Origin of the sequence: Brevibacillus laterosporus, assembly GCA_007833815.1 — a bacterium.
GTDB classification, from domain to species: Bacteria; Bacillota; Bacilli; order Brevibacillales; family Brevibacillaceae; genus Brevibacillus_B; species Brevibacillus_B laterosporus_D.
In genome coordinates, this window is the sequence record CP033464.1 from 2,521,496 (window position 1) to 2,543,148 (window position 21,653).

22 protein-coding genes, 1 tRNA gene and 2 pseudogenes are annotated in these 21,653 nt (G+C 39.2%); 15 read left to right on the plus strand and 10 right to left on the minus strand.

The genetic code is table 11. The features are described from left to right. The first annotated feature begins 4 nt into the window (after positions 1 to 4). Complete coding sequence (locus EEL30_13250; protein QDX93186.1) at positions 5 to 1,198, plus strand: pyridoxal phosphate-dependent aminotransferase; 1,194 nt, start codon at positions 5 to 7, stop codon at positions 1,196 to 1,198. Between the two features lie 155 nt (positions 1,199 to 1,353). Here the strand turns inward: EEL30_13250 and EEL30_13255 are convergent, their stop codons facing one another. From EEL30_13255 to EEL30_13265, 3 genes are all read right to left on the minus strand, one after another. Next, entirely contained in the window at positions 1,354 to 2,337 is a 984-nt protein-coding gene (locus EEL30_13255; protein QDX95761.1) for an alpha/beta hydrolase, read from the minus strand. Positions 2,338 to 2,549: 212 nt separating this feature from the next. Then, positions 2,550 to 2,813 (minus strand): hypothetical protein, encoded by a 264-nt coding sequence (locus EEL30_13260; protein QDX93187.1) that lies wholly within the window; start codon positions 2,811 to 2,813, stop codon positions 2,550 to 2,552. Positions 2,814 to 2,928: 115 nt separating this feature from the next. Then, entirely contained in the window at positions 2,929 to 3,174 is a 246-nt protein-coding gene (locus EEL30_13265; protein QDX93188.1) for a DUF2164 domain-containing protein, read from the minus strand. A gap of 177 nt (positions 3,175 to 3,351) precedes the next feature. Between EEL30_13265 and EEL30_13270 the strand changes: the two genes are divergently transcribed. The 3 genes from EEL30_13270 (at position 3,352) to EEL30_13280 (ending at position 5,130) form a co-directional block, all read left to right on the plus strand. Further along, the gene (locus EEL30_13270; GenBank protein ID QDX93189.1) at positions 3,352 to 3,798 is read left to right on the plus strand and encodes a GNAT family N-acetyltransferase; all 447 of its coding nucleotides are present in this window, start codon (positions 3,352 to 3,354) and stop codon (positions 3,796 to 3,798) included. Between the two features lie 22 nt (positions 3,799 to 3,820). Beyond that, positions 3,821 to 4,135 (plus strand): hypothetical protein, encoded by a 315-nt coding sequence (locus EEL30_13275; GenBank protein QDX93190.1) that lies wholly within the window; start codon positions 3,821 to 3,823, stop codon positions 4,133 to 4,135. 551 nt (positions 4,136 to 4,686) lie between these two features. Next, positions 4,687 to 5,130: an OsmC family peroxiredoxin gene (locus EEL30_13280; protein QDX95762.1), complete on the plus strand. Its 444-nt coding sequence runs from the start codon at positions 4,687 to 4,689 to the stop codon at positions 5,128 to 5,130. A 465-nt stretch (positions 5,131 to 5,595) separates the two neighbouring features. Here EEL30_13280 and EEL30_13285 read toward each other — a convergent pair. Beyond that, a pseudogene (locus EEL30_13285) lies at positions 5,596 to 5,795 on the minus strand (hypothetical protein). Between the two features lie 257 nt (positions 5,796 to 6,052). On the opposite strand from EEL30_13285, the gene EEL30_13290 reads away from it, so the two are divergent. Then, positions 6,053 to 6,322, plus strand: coding sequence for a hypothetical protein (locus tag EEL30_13290; protein ID QDX93191.1), 270 nt, complete (start codon positions 6,053 to 6,055; stop codon positions 6,320 to 6,322). Between the two features lie 274 nt (positions 6,323 to 6,596). Here EEL30_13290 and EEL30_13295 read toward each other — a convergent pair whose 3' ends face one another. The 3 genes from EEL30_13295 to EEL30_13305 form a co-directional block, all read right to left on the minus strand. After that, on the minus strand, positions 6,597 to 6,959 hold the full coding sequence (locus EEL30_13295; protein ID QDX95763.1) for a L,D-transpeptidase: 363 nt from the start codon (positions 6,957 to 6,959) through the stop codon (positions 6,597 to 6,599). 331 nt (positions 6,960 to 7,290) lie between these two features. Beyond that, positions 7,291 to 8,559: an MFS transporter gene (locus EEL30_13300; GenBank protein ID QDX93192.1), complete on the minus strand. Its 1,269-nt coding sequence runs from the start codon at positions 8,557 to 8,559 to the stop codon at positions 7,291 to 7,293. Continuing rightward, positions 8,507 to 9,232: a FadR family transcriptional regulator gene (locus EEL30_13305; protein ID QDX95764.1), complete on the minus strand. Its 726-nt coding sequence runs from the start codon at positions 9,230 to 9,232 to the stop codon at positions 8,507 to 8,509. Before EEL30_13305 ends, EEL30_13300 begins: the two co-directional genes overlap by 53 nt. Before the next feature lie 292 nt (positions 9,233 to 9,524). Here EEL30_13305 and EEL30_13310 point away from each other — a divergent pair. Beyond that, positions 9,525 to 9,613 (plus strand) — tRNA-Ser (locus tag EEL30_13310). A gap of 168 nt (positions 9,614 to 9,781) precedes the next feature. Here the strand turns inward: EEL30_13310 and EEL30_13315 are convergent. Both EEL30_13315 and EEL30_13320 read right to left on the minus strand, forming a co-directional pair. After that, a complete protein-coding gene (locus EEL30_13315) occupies positions 9,782 to 10,417 on the minus strand; it encodes a DUF1648 domain-containing protein (protein ID QDX93193.1) in 636 nt (211 codons plus the stop codon). Between the two features lies 1 nt (position 10,418). Then, the gene (locus tag EEL30_13320; GenBank protein ID QDX95765.1) at positions 10,419 to 10,688 is read right to left on the minus strand and encodes an ArsR family transcriptional regulator; all 270 of its coding nucleotides are present in this window, start codon (positions 10,686 to 10,688) and stop codon (positions 10,419 to 10,421) included. An 808-nt stretch (positions 10,689 to 11,496) separates the two neighbouring features. Between EEL30_13320 and EEL30_13325 the strand changes: the two genes are divergently transcribed. From EEL30_13325 to EEL30_13335, 3 genes are all read left to right on the plus strand, one after another. Then, positions 11,497 to 12,147, plus strand: a complete 651-nt coding sequence (locus tag EEL30_13325; protein ID QDX93194.1) for a hypothetical protein — start codon at positions 11,497 to 11,499, stop codon at positions 12,145 to 12,147. Positions 12,148 to 12,355: 208 nt separating this feature from the next. After that, positions 12,356 to 13,489 carry a virulence factor gene (locus EEL30_13330; GenBank protein ID QDX93195.1) on the plus strand — a complete coding sequence of 378 codons (1,134 nt, stop codon included), beginning with the start codon at positions 12,356 to 12,358 and terminating at the stop codon, positions 13,487 to 13,489. 13 nt (positions 13,490 to 13,502) lie between these two features. Next, positions 13,503 to 13,988, plus strand: coding sequence for a peroxiredoxin family protein (locus EEL30_13335; protein ID QDX93196.1), 486 nt, complete (start codon positions 13,503 to 13,505; stop codon positions 13,986 to 13,988). Positions 13,989 to 14,248: 260 nt separating this feature from the next. Here the strand turns inward: EEL30_13335 and EEL30_13340 are convergent, their stop codons facing one another. Next, complete coding sequence (locus EEL30_13340) at positions 14,249 to 15,055, minus strand: serine hydrolase (GenBank protein QDX93197.1); 807 nt, start codon at positions 15,053 to 15,055, stop codon at positions 14,249 to 14,251. Between the two features lie 266 nt (positions 15,056 to 15,321). Between EEL30_13340 and EEL30_13345 the strand changes: the two genes are divergently transcribed. The 6 genes and pseudogenes from EEL30_13345 to EEL30_13370 all read left to right on the plus strand — a co-directional run bounded on the left by EEL30_13345 (position 15,322) and on the right by EEL30_13370 (position 21,653). Beyond that, positions 15,322 to 16,953 carry a peptide ABC transporter substrate-binding protein gene (locus EEL30_13345; protein QDX93198.1) on the plus strand — a complete coding sequence of 544 codons (1,632 nt, stop codon included), beginning with the start codon at positions 15,322 to 15,324 and terminating at the stop codon, positions 16,951 to 16,953. Between the two features lie 16 nt (positions 16,954 to 16,969). Further along, positions 16,970 to 17,701, plus strand: coding sequence for a gamma-glutamyl-gamma-aminobutyrate hydrolase family protein (locus tag EEL30_13350; protein ID QDX93199.1), 732 nt, complete (start codon positions 16,970 to 16,972; stop codon positions 17,699 to 17,701). A 264-nt stretch (positions 17,702 to 17,965) separates the two neighbouring features. Next, a complete protein-coding gene (locus tag EEL30_13355; protein QDX93200.1) occupies positions 17,966 to 18,604 on the plus strand; it encodes an NAD(P)-dependent oxidoreductase in 639 nt (212 codons plus the stop codon). A gap of 62 nt (positions 18,605 to 18,666) precedes the next feature. Beyond that, complete coding sequence (locus EEL30_13360) at positions 18,667 to 19,266, plus strand: nitroreductase family protein (protein QDX93201.1); 600 nt, start codon at positions 18,667 to 18,669, stop codon at positions 19,264 to 19,266. Between the two features lie 140 nt (positions 19,267 to 19,406). Further along, positions 19,407 to 20,516 (plus strand): annotated as a pseudogene (locus EEL30_13365) (MATE family efflux transporter). 69 nt (positions 20,517 to 20,585) lie between these two features. Then, positions 20,586 to 21,653, plus strand: a complete 1,068-nt coding sequence (locus tag EEL30_13370; protein ID QDX93202.1) for a DNA polymerase IV — start codon at positions 20,586 to 20,588, stop codon at positions 21,651 to 21,653.

Here is a 21,653-nt window from a genome sequence, read left to right on the forward strand (position 1 = left end):
TAAAATGAAACATTCATTTGATGAAGTAATAAATAGATTAGGTACCCATTGTACTCAATGGGACTATATTGAAGATCGATTTGGAGAAAAGGACCTTTTGCCATTCTCTATATCAGATACAGATTTTCTATGCCCGCCCGAAATACTTGAGGCATTAAGAAAGCGTATAGAGCACGGGATTTTTGGTTATACGAGATGGAATCATCAGGAGTTTAAAGATGCAATTCAACAATGGTACCAAAAGAGATTTTCTACATTAGTTAATGAGGATTGGATTCTATATAGTCCTACTGTTATTTATACGATTTCAAAGCTAATTGAACACATAACAGAAGAAGGAGATCATGTCGTTGTACAAACTCCTGCCTATGATGCTTTCTTTAAATTAGTAGAAGATAATAAGCGGGTTTTCTCTGGGAACAAGCTACTTTATGAAAATAACACGTACTCCATTGATTTTCAGGATCTAGAGAAAAAGCTTGCTCATCCTCATGCTAAAGTTTTTCTATTATGTAGTCCTCATAATCCGACTGGACGTGTATGGACTAAAAAAGAATTGAAAAAAATGATTGCTCTTTGTAAAAAACATCAGGTATATGTGATTTCCGATGAAATCCATATGGATATTGTAAGGAAGCCTAATGTGCATATTCCTATCGTTGAAGTTGCAGAAGATCTAGATCATGTGTGTATTTGTACATCAGCAAGTAAAACATTCAATACACCTGGATTAGGAGGATCCTATGCAATTATTCCTAATCAAGAATTAAAGGAGAGTTTTCTCGTTACCTTGAAGAATAAAGATGGACTTTCTTCAACGAGTACTCTAGGTGCAATTGGATTAATGACTGCTTATCTTAAAGGTGGTCAATGGGTGGATGACTTAAACGTTTATATTGAAAATAATATGGAATTAGTAAAGGGATTTCTTAACAAGCATATCCCATCTGCCCATTTAGAAATCCCTGAATCCACCTATTTAGCCTGGATTGATGTATCTAATCTTCCATATACTGATGAACAACTACAAAATGCACTGATTCATCATGGTAAAGTAGCTATAATGCCAGGGGAAATGTACGGAAAGGATGGAAAAGGCTTCTTACGCATGAATGTAGGCTGCCCATCTTCAAAAATAATAGATGGATTACAACGATTTAAAAGTGCCATAGATTATCTTGAAAATAAATATAAATAATTAAGTGGTTCCCTAAATTAGAGGAGAATGAATCGTGTTAACAACAACTAGCGATTAAAAAACAGAATAGATCCCATAGGGATAGTCTTGCCCTCTGACGGAACATTGATATTATCCCCTTAACGGATAGTCGAAAAAAGGGGATAATAATTTTTTTAGTGCTTATTCAAAAACTCGATTGTTTTCCCTAACGTCTTTTCAGCATGTGATGAGGTAAAATCAAACTGATACTCATGGCCTAATTCAGACTTGGTTCCATCAAATAACACACTCTCCACTTCCACGTTATTTTTTTTAAGAACCTCTATAAGATCTGTTGAGTGTGGCGCCAAAGGATCAGCATCTCCAACGGTCAAAAAGACAGGTGGGAAATCAGATGTTACCTGTTTGACTATAGACATCTCATCTAGCTTGGGTATGGATGAGAAATCTTTTACCCCTGTGTAGGACCATACTAGAGTTTGCAATAAAATCTTTGATAATGCTGAGGATTGAGAGTCATAGACTTTGTTGACGATTCTATCCATGTTATAAACCCCACAAAACAAAATAACTCCTTTTACTTGTTTCTTATTTATATAAGGGTTAATATCCATTGCCTTTGCTAATTTTTTATTAGAAATAACGGCGACAGTTTGACTGGCCATTTGAGCACCCGCTGAATCGCCACCAATGAACAATCGATTAATATCGCCTCCATATTGAGCGATATTATCCTGCAAGTATTTCAGAGCTTGATTAGCTTGAATTATTGGACCAGGGTATTTTTGAGCTGGCGCGATCGCATAGTTAATATTTGCTACTACATATCCTGCTTGGGCTAGTGACATACCGTACTCTTGCGTTTGTTCCTTACTACCTGATACAAATCCACCTCCATGAATCCACATAATAACAGGAAGATTCTTATCAATGTTTTTCGGATAATAAATATCTAAAAGGCTATTGTCAATTTCTCTACCGTAAACAATATCTTTTTTAACAACAACTTGTTGTTTAGTTGTTTCAATGTCTTTAGGCGAAGCAAAAGGCTTAGCTTCGAATAGTTGCTTAATTATAAATGCGTTCATTGCAGGAGTAAACTGATAAATGATAACAAACAATATAGGAGCGGAGATAATAGAGATAATCGGAATCATCCATCTTTTTTTTAGATAAAACTTTTTCCTTGTTGTCAATTGCGTGTCACCCTTTCTTTGTTAGTTATTATCTTCCACGCAACTGCCAAACATGTATTGCCTTTGGGAACAGGGATACAATAAAACCTCTTACTAATTTAGATCAGGGGTTTTGGCATTTCTAAAAATTCATTTTGTTTTACCTTCGGCGACTTAGTCCGTATGTTTTTTAGCTACTCTTCGTTCAGAAATTGTTTATCAGGGGAAAAGTCCCTGGCATGAACGGATGCGAAGTCTGCTACATAGAACGATTTCTCATCTCGATTCCATCCAATGATCTGAATGTTAGCTGAGGAATGCAAGTACATGCTCAGTTCATGCGATCCATTGGTTCCACCAAAAGGATAAGTATAGGCGGGAATGTTCTTGTAAAATCGAATCATGGAATAGACAGTGTTGATTAAATGAATGATGTAAAACTGCTGCAAATCGGTCATTGATTTTCATTTTCAAACTCGATAAGTCCTGGAGGTACAGATGAGCACTTGAGGATTTACGCCCTTCCTATCCGTTTTCACAAAAGCGAGATACAGCTCATCTGGTGAGATGAGCCTATTTACTTGTTTTCTCAAGTACATATAAATCTTCTTCAAGATTTGAAAGCTTATCTAAAACAAGCTTCCTTGCATCTCCTATTGCTTGATTATAGACGTATGGCCCAAGTTCTTTTATCATCTGGTCAATTAACCGCTCTGCTTGGAAACGTCCGATTTTTTCCATGTCTTCTTCTTCAAAAAAACGCTGAATATTTTCTACAATCATTTCTTTTTTCTCATTTGGTATTTTAACAAAGCTCATCTTATCCTCCTATTGCTTAAACGTTTTTTTCCGTCGTTCAATTAATCAGTTTAGGAACTTGTAGCATTTAAACCTTCCTTTGAACCTTAGAACAAATGAATAGAAAAGTTCAAGTATTGAAACTTTTTTTGTTGATGGTTTGCTTAAATAGTAAGAGAATATAAAGGACGTGAAAATATGATTATTAACCTTAATGTGAATAATGAAGAAATAGCTAGAAAGATTCTTAATGTACAAATTCCTGCATATGAAATAGAGGCTAAGATCATTAATTTTTATGGAATTCCACAGTTAAAAGATACAGTGGAAACCATTAGTAAATCTAATGAAATCTTTTTAGGATATATGATTGAGGAAGACTTGGCGGGTGTTATTTCTTACACAGAGAATCAAGATCACATAGATATTTGCCGACTAGTTGTTCACCCAAATCATTTCCGAAAAGGCATAGGCAAAAGTTTGGTTGGGTATTTAGTCCAGAATATAGTCAAAGGAAATAAAGCAACTGTTAGTACTGGTGCTAAGAATCTTCCAGCGAAAAAACTATATAATATGTTTGGATTTGTGGAAGTGAAAGATATTGAGGTTGCCCCTAATGTTTTTATCACATTATTAGAAAATTAGAATAATAGACATATCATTCTTTATGCATAAAATAGTACAACTTGCTAAGGGATTTGGAATCAAAGCCGATGATGCCATCATTAAAAACAGCAGTACGCCTCCAGAATTCTTTGGCAATCATACAGCTGAATATGTGGCAAAGGTTGATAATAGCGAATACGAAGTTTTAATCAGAGAAAATGAGCTTGTCTCTTTTGGCTTCAGTAAGCCAGATGGAATTAAGAAAAAAATAATGAGTTATGTAGATGGAAAATGGCCCATAGCAAAGGCTCAGAAAAGTGCTCTTGCTTTTTTAGAGAGCCCTATTTGGAAAAAGAGACACGTGAAGTATCAATAATTATTAAAGAAAAAGACTCCAGATACTTCGTTTATGTTGAAACTATGCATGAAGGATTGACTATCTCTGATAAGATTACACTATAGTAGTAGATAAACATACAGGTGAAATCGTTGCTTACGAGAAACAATTCCGTGATTTATCAAAACCACTCCCTGACGCAAAAGACAAGCAAGTGGTGGATGCAGCCCAACGTGAATATTTACGCGAGCAAAACATGCAGTTGGCTTATACTTATCCCTATAAAGATGGTAAACTGTAACCTACGCCAGTTATCGTATATAGCACACGAGGTTATGCCTACTCTTAATCCTGAGGGTAGGTAGCGAACTATGTTGTAACAAGAGATGGAGATAAACTACATACTTTTTTGATTTCCAGAACGTCGATTAGATAAATAAATCCTTCTGACGGAATCAACCGTTGGAGGAGTATTTTTGGAGGACGGTTCTAACATCAGGCAAAAAGTGATAGAACTCATTTTAAGTTTATTGAAATCGTGTTATAGTTTATTTATTCAGTTATTTATCCAACAAAAGGAAGTGGACAGAATGCCTGTTGAAACATTCAAAGCAACTTCACATTTGCAGAATGGAATGGTCGTCAAGGCGCGTTCCAGAAATTTCGAGTTGACGATTGACGAACCCAAGAAATTGGGTGGAACAGATACCGGAATGAATCCTGTTGAAGTAGTACTTTCCGCATTAGGCGCATGCCAATCTATCGTTGCTAGAGCTTATGCCAATAAGTTTAATGTACGTCTCGACGATTTTTGGGTGGAAGTTGAAGGTGATCTCGATACGGATGGCTTCATGAACAAATCTGATGTCCGCCGCGGGTATTCCGAGATCCGATACACATTTCACATCAAAACCGACGCGCCCAAAGAACGAGTTGAGTCATTCGTGCAATTTTTGGAGCAGACCTGCCCAGTTGGAGACACGATCGCTAATCCTGTCAATCTCAAGTTAAACGGAATTATTATCGAAAACTAATTCAAATTATTGAAATGATGCTAACGATTGTACTATTGCACCCTCATCTGGGTGCTTTCTTTTTAAGAACAACTCAAATAATAGTCAAGTGCCTGACGATTAAAAGTCGCAAGTAACGACAAAGCTGGGAGAAGGATGCATACAAGAAGAGCAAAGCCACCACATGAAAACAGAAACGTCATAATGGGTTAAGTGAGTAACTATAACCTTAAAAAATAGAAAATCCCCCTCAAAATAGTAGGTGTTAATCACTTAAATAATGGTTTAACACGTTCTATTGAAAGGGAGAAAATAACAAACCCTTGAGATTTTTCTAATCAGCCAATCCAGGCTAAAAGTCTTTATTGGCTAAAATAAGCTTTTATTGCTTGATAAAGCATTTGAATCGTTATAGCCAACAATATCACATGAGGCTAATATAAGTAAGCAGATAATAATATCTAACATAGTTAATCCTAATCCTTCGTATGGTGTAATTTTATTTTTTAGTAGGTCATACGCATCTTCAAGAGCTTCTTTTGCTGCATTAGAGGCATTGTAGAGTTTGAGCGCGTTATAACAATATAAAACTTTTTATCATTTGTTATCTTAATCTCGGTAACTTTTCGGTCAGTAGTATTTTCATTTTCATCATTATAGTATTTATTTTCTGTCACTGTAATCAATCTTACAGAAAAAATCCAAATTATGGTCTAATAATAGACTACTTTTAGATTTTTTTCTATACTTTTCCATAAATTTGTCGAATTTTATTTATCTGAGTCAATTATCTGTTTCATATTCGATTATTTTTTGAGTTGCATACTCGACATGTGAAATCAATGAGAAAATTACAGTTTTATTTACTTTCATGTAGTGGTTAGAAAAAAAATAGTATATAATTTCTTTCAATTATATACTTCGATAAGGAGTGTGGTTACTTATGAATTTTTACACCGAACCTCCTAAAAGATGCTCAGTTTGTAGAAACCAAAAGTTTCACAAAACCGAAACCCGCATACAGGTATTCGATGATATTGTAGACGGAGAACCAAGAAAGGTAGAGGTAAAACGTCAAAGGTATAGATGTCCGAATTGTCTGACTAAGGTATGGGACAAGGTTCATGGGGCATGTTCATATCGAAGGAAAACATATACTTTTATGGAAAGGGAGCAAAGTATTCGATCATTAAATGAAAGAAATAACTATTAGATAAAATAAGGTTATAATTTACATATTGCCGATAAAAAAACATGAAGCGACTCAGATTCATACCTTTGCAGGAGAAGTGAAAATGAACAATTCAAGAAAGTGTCAGTTCTAACCTGACACTTTTTCCTTTTTTACTATTCATCAAACCTATGTTCTTAATAGCTGACACAATGATAAAATGCATCCTATGAAATACGATTTGGTTAACTTTAGGAAGATGGTCTAAACATCTATTCTAAGGGTTTGATTGCAATATAAAGGAATTTTTTCACTCTTACACTCTGCGAATATTGACCGGTGTCCCGATTGAAACGAGTTTTGCAAGAGTCTCTACGTCATGATTATACATACGGATACAACCGTGTGACACATATTTACCAATGGAGGTAGGGTTGTTGGTACCATGGATTCCATAGTGAGGTTTGCTGAGGCCCATCCAGTATGTACCAAACGCACTCAAAGGTCCACCTGGGTATGAATTCGGGTAAGGTACTTTACTTACAATGGTAAAATCGCCGTACGGTGTTGAGGTGGCTATTTTGCCCAAAGCCACGGGAAATGAGCGGACAAGTTGGCTCCCATCAAATAAATATAGCTTTAGCTTAGATATTGAAATGCGGATGTGGTAGGACGGAATGTCATTCACCCCCTAATCAAGCCTCATACATCTTATGCGTGAGTAATGAAAGCGTAACAATAGCTGTGTTCTTTTAATAGGTCCTGAGATAATACTCATGCTTTTATTTTTCAATAGGTGCTTTTTTGATAATCAGCAATGATCTTGATAGACATATCAGGTGATATGAAATGGTAGGGACAAGAAGGCGGTCAATTATCGCCTCCTGCTAAAATGAATGAAGTAAGAGAAAAAATGTGAGTACTATCATACAATAATAAGAGATTACAAAATAATCAAAAAAAACTAAAAAAGAAAAGGAAGAGAAAAATGGGATACTATCTGTTTTTCTTTATGACACAGAATTTGTCTCCTTCTTATCTAACTGCGTTACATAAGCATCTCTACCTGCTCCTAGACCCACAAGTAGCTGTATCAATATAACTATGACAACCCCAATAAGAGGAAGATTCCAGCCATTTGTGACATCATGTAAAAATCCAAACAAAATAGGTCCGCAAGCCGCCAGGGCATAACCAATCGATTGGGCCATACCGGATAACTCTGCTGATACCATAACATTGGGTGCGCGCAAGGCGAACATGGTGAGAGCTAGACTGATACTGCCCCCTTGGCCTAATCCAATAAAGATAATCCATAAAAGCAACAACGAATTACTTCCAATGAAGAGTCCAGTAAACCCAATCATGCCAAATAACGACATAAGAACGGCAAGTCCACGTTGATTTTTACTGCGACCAGCGATCATAGGAACAATAAAGCTAACCGGTAAACTAACAAATTGCATCAAAGACAAAATCCAACCTGCTGATTCCGCACTATAACCACGATCAAATAAGATGGCTGGTAACCAAGAAATGCTTACATAAAACGCTAACGATTGCAAACCCATGAACAGAGTAACTTGCCATGCAAGCGGGCAACACCATATGCTTTTGCTAGTAGTCTTGTTAGTTGAGTAGCCTTTTGGAATGTGACGTGATTGTAGCTGAGGAATCCAGATCAATGCAGCAACAATGCTTAGAGCGGCAACACTCAATAGAGAACCTCTCCATCCTATTTGTAAGCCGTGTGCAATCGGTACACTAAGTCCAGATGCCAGTGCTGCAAAAATACTCATTGATAGAGAATAGGCCCCGGTCATAATTCCTAGGTTATGAGGAAAATCGCGTTTGATCAGGCTAGGTAGCAATACATTCCCAACTGCAATTGCTAAGCCAATCAATGCTGTACCAACAAATAACAAAATGGTTGAAGGCAGAGAACGTAATAAAATTCCCAGGGTGAGCACAAGTAAGCCCACAAATAATGTTTTTTCCATACCAAAACGACGTGCTAGTTTTGGTGTAACAGGGGACAAGACTGCAAAAGCAATCAAAGGTAGGGTTGTCAACATACCAGCAACTGTGCCAGTAAGACCAGTATTATCGCGGATGTCGCCAATGAGTGGTCCTACTGAGGTGATTGCAGCACGAAGGTTGGCAGCAATTAAAATGATCCCTAGCACGGTAAGGATCGTGCGTATTTGGAATGTCCGTGGACGGTTATTACTCAGTTGATGTTGCGGAGTATTCAATTTTCTCTTCTCCTCCCCAAGCATCTTGAAGGACTTGCTGTAGTGTGTTCATGTAAGAGCAAGCGATTGTTTCCGCGGCGCCTGCATCTTGTTGCCTGATCGCTTCTACTAAATCAGTATGACTGACAGGAGAGCTAGAGAGTGTTGTATGGTCAATGACGCTAGCAACAGCATGCGTTAGTGCATCCGTCATACTATCATACAACTCCTGCAAAAGAGTATTATGTGTTGATGCGACAATGGCTTTGTGCAACTTTACGTCTGCTTCTATGTAAAGGGCTACATCACCACGTTCTCTGGCATCATGTTCTTCTGATAAATAACGTTGTAGAGTTGCGATATCTTCTTCTGTCCGATTGTGGGCAGCCAAGCGGGCAGCTTGACGTTCTAACGCATAACGAACTTCCATTGTCTCGCGTAGTTCCGTTTTTTCTAAGCGACGGGTCAACACAGCACCTAATTCGCTGGTGCGGCATACATAAGTGCCATCTCCTTGGCGAACGTCCAACAATCCGCTGTGTACAAGAGCCCGAATGGCTTCCCGGACAGTGTTGCGACTAACGCTTAACTGTTTGACCAGCTCGGGCTCTGGTGGGATTTTTTGTCCTAATGGCCATTGATTTGATTCAATCAGTTGTTCAAATTGAAGGACTACTTGTTGAACCAACGTGAGGCGAGTAGGTTGATTTAATTTCATAGCGTGTGTTACCTCCTTACCTAAATCAATATACATCGGAAACATAGGATGATTGGAATAATGTAGATCATAGCATAGATTGTAATGCTCCTCAATGAGAAAAATTCTCATAACTGTATTCACTCACCCAAGATTATATAAGGACAAGTAAATGCTTCCTAAATGGATAAAATAATTGATGCAAAAATACTGAACAAAAAAAATAAAAAAATTTTTATTTCACCCTTGCTAAATAATTTTACATCAGGTATAATAAATTTTGTTGAGAGGTTGTTACCAACATTTACTACACGGAGGGATACCGAAGTGGTCATAACGGGGCGGTCTTGAAAACCGTTAGGCGGCAACGTCACGGGGGTTCGAATCCCTCTCCCTCCGCCATACTTTACAGAAAATCCGATGAAGAAATTCATTGGATTTTTTTGTGCATTCTTTTTGTTTAACCATAGCATGCCATTATCAATGTGAAAACCACCGTTCTTATTGCTTGGACGGTGGTTTTCAGATACATAAAAATGGGGGGGATTTTTGGATAAGGCGTGGAGTGTCCTACTGCTTGATCTGGCGATAGTAAAAGTATGATATGAAAAATGTTATGACTACTGTTCCTAATAGAATGACTAAAAGTGCCCAGACTTGAAGGAAAGAGGGTAAGAAGCTACATACGATTATGAGAATGCCTCCCAGAACAAATAGTCTGCCACCTACAAAGTGCGTTTTACGCCAGACTTCATCACTAGCTAACGTCCATGGAGTCCTAATTCCCACAAAATATGATGGCTTCATACGCGGCATCACATTTCCAATGAAGACAAACAATAACCCTACCAACATGTTAATAATCAAGCCGATGTCCAAATTGTAGCCAAGTCCATTTAAGATGACAATGCAGTGTATGACGAGCATAAATACAATGACTACATATCGAGTCATTAGGTACGTACTCTTTGCTTTAGTGTAGGTATCCTGACGTGGATCAAATTTTGGCAGAACATTCATCATGACATAGAGTAGGAGCATTAATAGCGGCCCGAAGCTAACGGCATACCATTTGGAATTATAGCCGTCCACTTCACCACTCGCGTTCCAATGCAGGGCTACTTCGGCGGGCAGATAAGGAAGACTACAGATGCTAATTAGAACGGTGATGCTAAAAATTAATAAGAAAAACCAATGTTTTTTCATTTTAATGCTCCTCCTCTGAAAAACGTAACATCCATTTCATTACATCTTGAAAAACGGTTGTATGAAGCGAGTACATGATGTGTTGACCCATTCGTTCATCCCGCACCAAGTCAGCTTGTTTTAGTAGATTGAGATGGTGGGAGATGCTCGGCTTTGTCATTTTAAAATGATCAGCAATTTCTCCGGCTGTCAGGTCTTTTTCACGTAGAAGATCAAGAATTTGGCGCCTGGTTGGGTCAGTTAAGGCTTTAAAAGTAATGTTTAATCCCATTCCTGATGCTGACATCCCTTCTATAATTCGATATTTAGATAATCATCTAATTATTAAAAGTATATCATCAGAAGGCTGATTAGAAAAGTCTTTTGAGAAAAAAACGATGACATAAGGCAACTATATAATAAATAGAAGATAGGATGGGTGCTACTTACTCGTACGCAAATAACAAAACGCTCCCTAGCTGTATGGTAGGGAGCGTTTCATTTGACATATGCTGTTACTATCATGTTGTGGGATCACCTGCCGTATCTATTGCAAAGAAGATAGCTTCTTATACTGCTCGAACGTGATAAAAAGAGAACATAATTTTGGTCGCAAGGGCTTTTGATTTTTCAATAGCCAATTCTTTTGCTTTGCGAGCGGCGTCCAACATGCTGTTCGCTTCTACTCGTTCTTCCCATCTGTTCGTTTTTGTTTCGAACAAAAATGTGTACGTCCTCATTACTTTTTCAACTCCTATTTATATTCTTACTTGTTTATACGATGTAGCAACAAATAAGTTTCAAAAAGTTTGTAAATACAAGAGATTTTCTACTTATATTATGATCCAAATTAAGGAAAAAGATAGGGTTTAAATGTTACTTATTTTTGAACATTTAGAAAAATGGCCGTGAATGGTAAAAGAGAGCCCCGCAAATGTGACAATAAAAACAGCAATGAGCTATTCTATTCTAAAAAAAGAAAAAGGATACCGTTTACGGCTTGTTTTTTTTCAAAAAAAGGCAGAAAAGATAATCGAACCTGACCATCAGCCGTTTCCCTTCACGTTCATTGAAATAAGATAAAGGAGGAGGTGAAATCAATGAGTCACAAACTTATTGTTGACCCGCGGGTCTTTCCTCCGACTTCGCAGCCGTTTTGTAAAAGCTTTAGTGATTGGACGATAGAATGGTGGCAATGGGCTTTTTCTATCCCAAAAGCTATTCATCCATTATTGGACCTAACTGGAGACTATTCAGAAGTGCATCAAATGAAACAACACGAAAGACCCGTGTGGTTTTTGGCTGGAAGTTACAGTGGACGCCCTGCGGTTCGTACATGCACGATTCCTCATACAAAGCCGATTTTTTTCCCTGTATGTAGTGCAGTGAGCAATGACATTCTTTTACCCAAAATATCAGGAATGCCTTTAGATTTATCTGGAGCGGCAAAATATCTAGCAGATCATATTGTGGAAGCAAGTGTAATCCTGGATGGATATCCGATCAAAACAGAAGTATATCGTGTATCTTCGCCAAATTTCCCCATCCAGCTTCCCTACGACAATCTCCTTGATGTAGAGGTTCCTGTCGGTACATGTAGATATGGTAATGCAGCTACCGATGGATTTTGGCTTATGCTACAACCATTAGGAATTGGATTCCATCAATTACGACTGAGCGGAAAAATGGTGCTTCCTGGTACACCTGAACCGTATGTAACAGAAGTAACGTACGAATTGCTGGTTGAATAGGGAAAATAATCACAGTCAAAATGGGTGAGCAAGTGACCCATTTTTGTTTTACATAAAAGAGAGTATAAAGTATCAGGGATGAGCTAAACTGTCGTGGAAGTTTCATTGGCTCGAATATCATGTGCTATACTAGCGAAAAGTACACTGGTAATGATGAATTCTAAGCTTACTTGAGATAGCCACTCATTACGGAAAAGGGGTTGAGCTAATGAAAATACGCTCCATTGAACCTACACCAAGTCCCAATACGATGAAGCTAACGTTAGATGAACAGCTTCCGAATGGTGTTCAACATAATTTTACACAAAAGAAAAAGGAACAGGCGCCACAATACATCCAAAAGCTATTAGGAATTGAAGGAGTTAAAGGTGTTTATCAGGTTGTAGATTTTATTGCGCTGGAACGTCTGTCAAATGCAGCTTGGCAACCGATTTTAGCAGAAGCTAAGGATATATTAGGCGCAGAAGAAATGAGCGACAGCGATTGGGCTAACCATCAGGGAGAGGCACCTGCTTTTGGAGAATTACAAGTATATGTGCAAATGTTTCGACACATTCCCATGCAGGTAAAAATGATTGCAAATGGGGAAGAAAACCGCACGGGTCTACCTGAACGCTTTGCAAGAATGGCAATGCAAGCAGGAGTGACTTCACCTAACTTGATTACGGAGCGCCAGTGGGTAGAACAGGGCGCGCGTTATGGAAATGCGAAAGAAGTTGGTGAGGAAGTGGCACAGGAGCTGGATGCTGCTTACGATGATGAACGATTACAGGAGCTAGTACAAATAGCATTAGCTCAAGGCGGACAGCAGGAGCTACCAAAACGGCAAGCACCACAAAGAGTGACAATAGAAATGCTGAATGATTCTGATTGGCGTAAACGCTATGCCGTTTTAGAGCGGATGGAACCAACGGAAGAGGACCTTTCTCTAATGAAAAAAGCGTTGGAGGACGAAAAAGCTTCTATTCGTCGTCTAGCTGTTGTTTATTTAGGAATGATTGGTACCTACGAGGTTCTCCCTTTATTGTATCTAGCTTTGCGGGATGCGTCGGCTTCGGTCAGGAGAACAGCTGGCGATACCTTATCTGACCTAGGAAATCCTCTAGCGATACCAGCCATGATAGAAGCTTTGGGAGATCCGAATAAGTTGGTCCGTTGGCGGGCTGCCCGTTTCTTATATGAGGTTGGAGATGAGTCAGCTCTGCCAGCCCTGCAACAAGCTGAAGAGGATAGCGAGTTCGAAATTAGTTTGCAAATTAAATTGGCCATTGAACGAATTGAGGGTGGGGAAGAGGCTAGCGGTACGGTGTGGCAACAGATGACCAATCGTTCAAGAGAGTAGAGGAGGAAGGCATATGGGCAAAAAGGGCTTGTCTATCGGATATAAAGCTCCAGATTTTGAATTGGAATCCACAAAGGGAACTATCCGATTGGATCAATTTGCTGGTAAGCCTTTGCTACTATTGTTTATTCGTGGTACTTGGTGTCCGAATTGTCGTAAACAGTTGGAAGCCTTGCAGCCTGCCTGTGCTCGTTTTGAAGAACTAGGTGTACCCGTGGTTGTTATTGCGGGTCAAAAACTTCAGAATCTCGTGCAGTATGCTGACAGTACCAATATGCCGTTCCCTTTGCTTTCAGACTCGACTCGTGAAGTAATTAAAGCATATGAGGTCTTTACACCCTTTAAGTGGGATTCCTTTCGTATTGCTGTTCCTAGTACTTATTTGCTGGACAAAGAACATGTAATCCGCTACGCCTACGTTGGTAGTTCTCAGTTTGACAGACCAGGTGTGGAAGATTTACTAGAAGAAGTGCGGAGACTTGTAACAGAAGCAAAGTAAGTATGAGGTATACAATAATTTACAAATAAAAGGCGACCGTGTTACACCGGTCGTCTTTTTGTGTGTATTGAGATAACATAAGTACATCTTACCTTTTTAACAAAGGAGCATGGTTGTGACAATACGAAATTTTATGCAACTAATTGAGTGGAAAACAAAGGTGGCGAGTATGATTCTCTTTACATAATGCCAGGTTCCCTTCTGTATAACTAATCAATTTGAGTTCCTACTAGTTACTTATAAGAAATAAGATTGTTTTCTTACACGTTATACTGATCAAAAACCATTTTTCCTAACTTGGCAATGGTTTGTCTGGCACTGTTATTATCAAGTCCGCGTGACAAAAAGGCTAGCAGGATAGCATGTTGACCTACATATAAAATCCCAACATCATGTTGCAAGTCAGTCACATTCCCTGTTTTATTTGCTAATTCCCATAAAGGTAGTCCACCAATAATAGTAGGGTCAGGGTCGGGAAAGGTATAAGGAATGGCATCTCTCACTTGTTGTTTTTTTAGAATGGACAGCATTTTTAATGAGGCATCGTAGGAAATAATTTTACCTGTGGCTAACAAACGAAAATGCTTAGCCATGTCTTCAGCTGTAATGGTATTCGTGCCCTCTAATTTAGCAGGAATAACCATCAGTTTATTATAAAATAGGCTATTGGACATGTTTGTATTGTGAAGCATGCTGCGTATGTTTTCCTCCCCGACCAAATCAATGAGTATATTGGTGGCGCTATTGTCACTTTGGATAATCATTAGCATAACGAGATCACAGATAGTTATGGGAGTACCGGGTGTCAAATGCTGCAAAACACCTGCACCACCGACAAGGTCTTCAGCACGTAGAGTGATCGTATCTTCAAAAGAAAAGCACCCTTCATGTACAGCTTGAAAGACAGTAGACATAATGGGTACCTTGATTAGGCTTGCTGCGTAAAAAGGTTGTTTTTCTTGATGCATAAAGGATTCATTTGTAGAAAGGTCTTCGATATATATTGCCCACTCGCCACCAGCTTTTTCAGTAACTTCCAGCATCTGTGATCCCAGCGTCTTTATCATTGAAATAACACCAACCTTTGATTACATTTGTATATACATGAATAAATGAATCTACTATAATAGAAAAAAGTTTTCATCGAGGGGAGCCCAAAAAGCCCGTTAGGACAAGGAATTATTTGTCTGATTGACTATGCCACATAGAGGTGAATGATTATGCGAAAAATCTACTTCTTATTAAATGTAGCGATGTTTTCCTGATAACCCCTCGTGGAAGAAAGATACGTAATGATTTTCTTATTATTTTGAAAAATGAGGAGTGTAAGCCGATGAAGCGATTTCCCATCCGTTCCCTCTGTACTGCCCTGCTTCTAACTTCCGTGCTAGCTGGGTGTGGTGTAGCTAGTCCAAATGCAACTAGCCCTGACTCTAATTCCAAATCTGCGGAGACAGTAAAGAATGGAACGAAGGAACAGAAACTACGACTCAACATTAAGACAGAACCACCGACAGCTGATCCTGGTTTAGCGCAAGATGCAATTTCTATGGCTGTTGCTCGCTCTGCTTTTGATGGCTTGATTCGTTTGGGCGAAGACGGCAAACTGCATGAATCAGTAGCAGAGAGCTACGCTATCTCGGACGATTTGAAAACCTACACTTTCAAATTGCGCAACTCTACATGGTCGAATGGTGATGCGGTAACGGCTAAAGATTTTGAATATGCGTGGAAACGTGTGTTAGATCCAAAAACGGGTTCTGAGTATGCTTACCAGCTTTATTATATTAAAAATGGACAAAAAGCGAATGCCAAAACAGTACCTTTAGATCAAGTAGGAGTTAGAGCGCTTGATGATAAGACACTTGAAGTGCAGTTGGAAAACCCTACCCCATTTTTTCTAGAGCTGTTGTCATCTGTGACGTACTACCCAGTAAACCAAAAAGTGGTAGAGAGTAACGAAAAATGGGCAAATGATGCGTCCACGTTAGTTGGAAACGGTCCTTATATTATGAAAGAATGGCAACATAAATCCAAGATCACATTCGAAAAAAATCCTACATATTGGGATAAAGAGAATGTGAAATTAGAGAAGTTGGAGTTTAACATGATTGAAGACTCCACAACTGAATTGAGCATGTACGATAACAATGAATTAGATTGGTCTGGCTCTCCATTAGGAGACATCCCATCTGATGCGATCGGTACGTTAAAAGATAAACTGCATACGCAAGCGACAGCGGGTACGTACTGGTACGTATTCAACACAAAGAAAGCACCGTTTAACAACAAGAAAATTCGTCAGGCATTTGCTTATGCGATGAATCGTCAAGAACTGATTGATAACATTGTGCAAACGGGTGGAACAGCAGCGCTTGGTATTTTACCTCCGTCTATGTCGTTGAACCCTAGTGGCTATTTTAAGGAGAACAATGTAGAGAAAGCAAAAAAATTGCTGGCGGAGGGCTTAAAAGAAGAGAAACTCTCGAAGTTGCCAGAAGTTGAGCTTTTGTATAACACAGATGAATTGCACGCAAAACTAGCACAAGCGATCCAAGATCAATGGCGCAAAACCTTGAATGTAGAGGTGAAACTGAAAAACATGGAGTTAAAAGTGGTGCGTGAAGCCATGAAGGAAGGCTCTTTCCAGATTGCACGTGCTAGCTGGATTGGTGATTTTAATGATCCTATTAACTTCTTGGAAGTATTTAAAGCGGAAGGTGGTAGCAATAAATCTGGGTGGTCTAATTCAACATATACAGAAATCCTATCCCAATCTTCCGCAGAAGGTAATCAGGAGAAACGTAAAGAGTTGTTAAAACAAGCTGATACCATGATCATGGATGAAATGCCGGTCACTCCAATCTACTATTACACATATAAATGGTTACAAAAGGATGATGTGAAAGGCGTAGTAATCGACGCACTTGGCTTCGTCGATTACAAATACGCCCGCCGCGAGTAGAAAGGAAGCGAGAGGCTTGCGTCCGGTTATCGGAATCGCTAGTTCAAAAATGTACGTTTCAGACAATCGTGTGGATCATTTTTTTCATGCAAGTCATTGTTATGTCGAAGGGATTATTAGAAGCGGAGGAATACCGCTTCTTTTGCCTATCATGAACGAGGACTCTTACCCAGTAGAGGAGATACTTGAAGCTGTGGACGCCGTTCTTTTGACCGGTGGTGTTGATCCCGCCCCTCATCTATACGGAGAAGTTCCTCACTCAAGGCTGGGCGAAGTGGACTATGAACGTGATCAAGCAGAACTTCGGCTAATCCGTGCCCTGTTAGGAAAACGAAAGCCGGTGCTTGGAGTATGCCGGGGCGCGCAGATGATAGCAATAACAGTCGGAGGTACCTTGATACAAGATATTGAGAGTGTGTATCCGAACGCGTTGCAACATCAGCAAATCGGTTCTAAGCAGTATGGGTCTCATTATGTTCAGGTGTCAGATGGTTTTCTGAAAATGGCTTTGAGAGCTGACAAAGTGTTGGTAAATAGCTCTCATCATCAAGCGGTTAAAACGTTACCTACAGGCTACAAAGTGACTGCGGTGGCTCCTGATGGTGTCGTTGAAGGTTTTGAAAGCGAAGATGGTCGTATTATCGCAGTCCAATGGCATCCTGAGCGCATGTGGATGCACGACGAACAAATGCTTGGGATTTGTAAGGAATTTGTACAGCTTGTTAAACAGCAAGATGAATTACTATAACCGTAGCGTGTAAGCAAGGAGAGATTTCCTTTGTTTACACGTTTTTTTGTCTTTCAAATGCAATCAATGGTAAGTATAAGCGATTTAATTTCAACTGCACAAAATGAACAAGTATGGGTAATTCATAAAAAAAATTTGACAAAAAAGAAAGTTGTAACTAAAATGGTTACATGAGGAACGGTTAGTCTAATGACTTTATCTGATCTGATTCATTCAAATGAACTACCGTGTTTATAAAAAGATTCCTATAAGGAGGCCTATATCATGAAAATCGGTATAATTGGTGCAACAGGGAGAGCAGGAAATTTAATCATGCAAGAAGCTTTACAAAGAGGTCATGAGGTGACAGCTATCGTTCGCGATGCTACCAAATTGGGCCAAAGTAATCAAAAGGTGGCTATTCTTCAAAAAGACATGTTTGACCTAGCTACACAGGATTTACATAAATTTGATGTTGTAATAAATTCCTTTGGTGCAAAACCAGGAGAAGAATATTTACATGTGGATGCAGGAAATGTTCTGATTGAGGCTTTAAAGAATGCTCCGCACACGAAGCTGTTTGTAGTTGGAGGAGCAGGGAGTTTGTTTGTGGATGAAGCGAAAACTGTTCGTCTATATGAAACCCTAGAATTTCCAAAAGAATATTTGGCTACAGCGACGAATCAAGGTAAAAACTTGGAGATCTTAAAGCAATCCAATCTGCCCCAATGGACCTTTTTAAGTCCATCAGCAATGTTTGAACCGGGTGAACGCACAGGGCGTTATCAAAAAGGTGACGAGCAATTATTGGTAAATTCAAAAGGTGAAAGCTCTATTAGCATGGAAGACTATGCGATTGCGGTACTAGATGAACTCGAAAATCCGCATTTTGTTAATAAACGTTTTACGGTTGTGTCAGTATAAGTTAACGTCAATAGGGCAAGTTTTGAGTAGCATTATTTTTTCTAACAAAGGGGGCAACTATCATGGCAAAAGATTTTTATACAGCAGTCGAAGGAAGACGTTCTATTTATGGTATCAGTAAAGAAGTGAGTATCACGGATGATAAAATCAAAGAAGTGATCGAATTTGCTCTTAAACATACGCCTTCTTCCTTTAATTCTCAAACAGCTCGCATCGTGCTTTTATTGGGAGAACAACATGATAAATTGTGGAATTTGACAGAAGCAGCTTTGCGGAAAGTGGTTGGCGACAATAACTTTTCTCCAACAGAAGAAAAAATGAAATCTTTCCGTAGTGGATATGGGACAGTACTCTTTTTTGAAGACCAGCAAATTGTAGACCAACTACAAAAAGATTTTGCGCTATATAAAGATAATTTTCCTATCTGGTCTCAACAATCTTCTGGTATGCATCAGTTTGTTATCTGGACGGCTCTTGAAATGGAAGGATTAGGAGCTACCTTACAACATTACAACCCATTAATTGATGAAGATGTGAAAAAAGAATGGAATGTCCCAGATCATTGGAAACTAATCGCTCAAATGCCGTTTGGTCAACCAACAATGGCTCCTAAGGAAAAAGAATACAAACCACTAGATGAGCGTTTTAAAACATTTAAATAAGAAAGTGAACTAGCTACCTACGATGTGGGTAGCTTTTTCTTTGTCTACTTGCCGGTTTCTATTCCCATCCGCACATCATAGCGTTATAATGAACAAATCTTTTTGAGTAGATAAATTCAATGGAGTAAAGAAGGGTGAATGTGAGTACAGAGACCAATAATTATCAACGACAAACTCTGTTTCAAATTACTTGGCCGATTTTTTTTGAACTAGCGCTACATATGGGTATGGGGATTATCGCAACGCTTATGCTCAGTCATTATTCAGATGATGCAGCTACGGGTGTAGGGGTGGCAAATCGCAACTATCCTGATTGGTCAAAGACTAGGGGCTAATCGATTGGATCAAGCAAGGCAGCTAGCGCGATCTGCTTTTGGATTAAATTTTTGGTTCGGAATGGTTATTGCTGTGATTGTTGTTATCTTTGGTAAACAATTTCTCAGCCTGTTTGAGCTTGAAGGGGAAGTTCTGCGCTACGGGCTTTTGTTTGTACAAATTTGTGGGGCGTCGTTGTTCCTAGAATCAATTGCCTTAGCATTAAGCGCGGTACTTAGAAGTCATGGATATACAAAAGATTCTTTGATGGTTACCCTGCTGATGGACATGATTAGCGTAGGTGGTAATATTATCGCTATTACTGGCATTTTTGGATTGCCAATACAAGTAATCATTACGGGATTTATTGCTACGATGGGAACCTCATCGCTTGCGGCACGCATTTATGTGTTAAATATTTCTATGATTTGCTACTTGTTTACACTGGCGATTGCTCAAGGTACGCAGTTGCTCGTAGCCCGTTATATTGGCGGAAGACAGTATGGGCCTTACGTCGCGGGATGCGTACACTGAAAATTTCGATGTGTGCTTCGTTTGTTACGACATTGATTATTGCTTTGTTAGGCTCACCTATTTTACAAATGTTTACGACTGATCCCACTATTATTGAAGTGGCCCTTCCTGTCTTATGGGTTATGGTCATTACTGAGACAGGTAGAGCGATGAACATCGTCTTAATGGGCTCGTTAAAGTCTGCAGGTGATGTCCGTTTTCCAGTGATCATTGGTATTTTTGCAATGTGGGGGATTGCGGTGGTCTTTAGTTATACACTTGGTATCTACTTTGGCCTTGGCTTACTTGGAGTATGGATTGCTCAAGGCATGGATGAGTGGTTCCGTGGTTGCTTTGCCATGCGGAGATGGTTAAACAAACCGTGGGATACCACTCAAAATGTAAATCAAGCAACGAAGTGAATTGAATCGTTACACCCGGTGTTCTATAATAGAAAATAAAATAAGAATATATGTTTGGGTGGAGCGGCTATGAAAAAATTTATTCATGTGGACATCGACGCATTTTATGCTAGTGTGGAACAATTGGATCATCCAGAATGGCGCAGTCAGCCTGTCATTGTGGGAGGTACGGGCAATCGGGGCGTAGTAGCTACCTGTAGTTACGAGGCGCGTTCGTTTGGTGTGCGTTCTGCAATGCCTGTTGCTATCGCACGTAAAAAATGTCCACATGGTATTTTTGTTCCTTGTCGCTTTGCCCGTTATCATGAAAAATCCGAGGAAATTAGGCGGATTTATACGGAATATGCTGAGGTATATCAACCAATTGGATTAGACGAGGCCTACTTAGATGTGTCTCACTACGAAAATGCAGTTCCCATTGCCAAAGAGTTGAAAAGACGCATTAAACAGGAAACGGGACTTACCTGTAGTATTGGTTTATCCTACAACATGTCACTCGCCAAAATCGCCAGTGATTTAAGAAAACCAGACGCTTTTGTCATTATTCGTGCAGAGGAAGCTCTGGATATTCTAGCTCCGTTACCAATCAGTGTCTTGCATGGTGTAGGCAAAAAATCGCAGGAGATTTTAACCAAAAAGGGTATTGAGACCGTCCGAGATTTATGGAATATGTCTTTAGAAGAAGTAGTTCAACTATTTGGCAAGTGGGGACATGCACTATATGGACGAGCACGTGGAGTTGATCATCGGGAGATCGAGATGGATCGAGTTGTCAAATCAATTAGTAGGGAAACCACTCTCGTGTATGATTTGCAGGAGCGTGACCGAATCGCTGAAATTGCTCGGGAATTGCTAACCCATATCATAGAAGAAGTGGAGCAAGAGGGAGTACAACCTCAGACCCTTACGCTTAAAGTTAGATTTACTGACTTCACAACAAAAAGCAAACAGCGTAAAGTAGTGTCAGGAACATCTTGGGAAGAATGGCTAGAATTTTTGTTGGATGAATTTGACTACTCGAGAGGTGTTAGATTGATTGGTGTCGGTTTTTCTAATTTTCTGCGGGAAGAGGAACAGAAGGAAAGATTTGAACAGCTAAGCATTTTTTCACTTCCCGCTTGGAAAGAAGGAATCTAA

Bases quoted from the DNA above. Each gene is read 5' to 3' on its own strand.
- EEL30_13250 (QDX93186.1), top strand. From the start codon at position 5: ATGAAACATTCATTTGATGAAGTAATAAATAGATTAGGTACCCATTGT.
- EEL30_13255 (QDX95761.1), bottom strand. From the start codon at position 2,337: ATGATTCCGATTATCTCTATTATCTCCGCTCCTATATTGTTTGTTATC.
- EEL30_13260 (QDX93187.1), bottom strand. From the start codon at position 2,813: ATGACCGATTTGCAGCAGTTTTACATCATTCATTTAATCAACACTGTC.
- EEL30_13265 (QDX93188.1), bottom strand. From the start codon at position 3,174: ATGAGCTTTGTTAAAATACCAAATGAGAAAAAAGAAATGATTGTAGAA.
- EEL30_13270 (QDX93189.1), top strand. From the start codon at position 3,352: ATGATTATTAACCTTAATGTGAATAATGAAGAAATAGCTAGAAAGATT.
- EEL30_13275 (QDX93190.1), top strand. From the start codon at position 3,821: ATGCATAAAATAGTACAACTTGCTAAGGGATTTGGAATCAAAGCCGAT.
- EEL30_13280 (QDX95762.1), top strand. From the start codon at position 4,687: ATGCCTGTTGAAACATTCAAAGCAACTTCACATTTGCAGAATGGAATG.
- EEL30_13290 (QDX93191.1), top strand. From the start codon at position 6,053: ATGAATTTTTACACCGAACCTCCTAAAAGATGCTCAGTTTGTAGAAAC.
- EEL30_13300 (QDX93192.1), bottom strand. From the start codon at position 8,559: ATGCTTGGGGAGGAGAAGAGAAAATTGAATACTCCGCAACATCAACTG.
- EEL30_13305 (QDX95764.1), bottom strand. From the start codon at position 9,232: ATGAAATTAAATCAACCTACTCGCCTCACGTTGGTTCAACAAGTAGTC.
- EEL30_13315 (QDX93193.1), bottom strand. From the start codon at position 10,417: ATGAAAAAACATTGGTTTTTCTTATTAATTTTTAGCATCACCGTTCTA.
- EEL30_13320 (QDX95765.1), bottom strand. From the start codon at position 10,688: ATGGGATTAAACATTACTTTTAAAGCCTTAACTGACCCAACCAGGCGC.
- EEL30_13325 (QDX93194.1), top strand. From the start codon at position 11,497: ATGAGTCACAAACTTATTGTTGACCCGCGGGTCTTTCCTCCGACTTCG.
- EEL30_13330 (QDX93195.1), top strand. From the start codon at position 12,356: ATGAAAATACGCTCCATTGAACCTACACCAAGTCCCAATACGATGAAG.
- EEL30_13335 (QDX93196.1), top strand. From the start codon at position 13,503: ATGGGCAAAAAGGGCTTGTCTATCGGATATAAAGCTCCAGATTTTGAA.
- EEL30_13340 (QDX93197.1), bottom strand. From the start codon at position 15,055: ATGATAAAGACGCTGGGATCACAGATGCTGGAAGTTACTGAAAAAGCT.
- EEL30_13345 (QDX93198.1), top strand. From the start codon at position 15,322: ATGAAGCGATTTCCCATCCGTTCCCTCTGTACTGCCCTGCTTCTAACT.
- EEL30_13355 (QDX93200.1), top strand. From the start codon at position 17,966: ATGAAAATCGGTATAATTGGTGCAACAGGGAGAGCAGGAAATTTAATC.
- EEL30_13360 (QDX93201.1), top strand. From the start codon at position 18,667: ATGGCAAAAGATTTTTATACAGCAGTCGAAGGAAGACGTTCTATTTAT.
- EEL30_13370 (QDX93202.1), top strand. From the start codon at position 20,586: ATGAAAAAATTTATTCATGTGGACATCGACGCATTTTATGCTAGTGTG.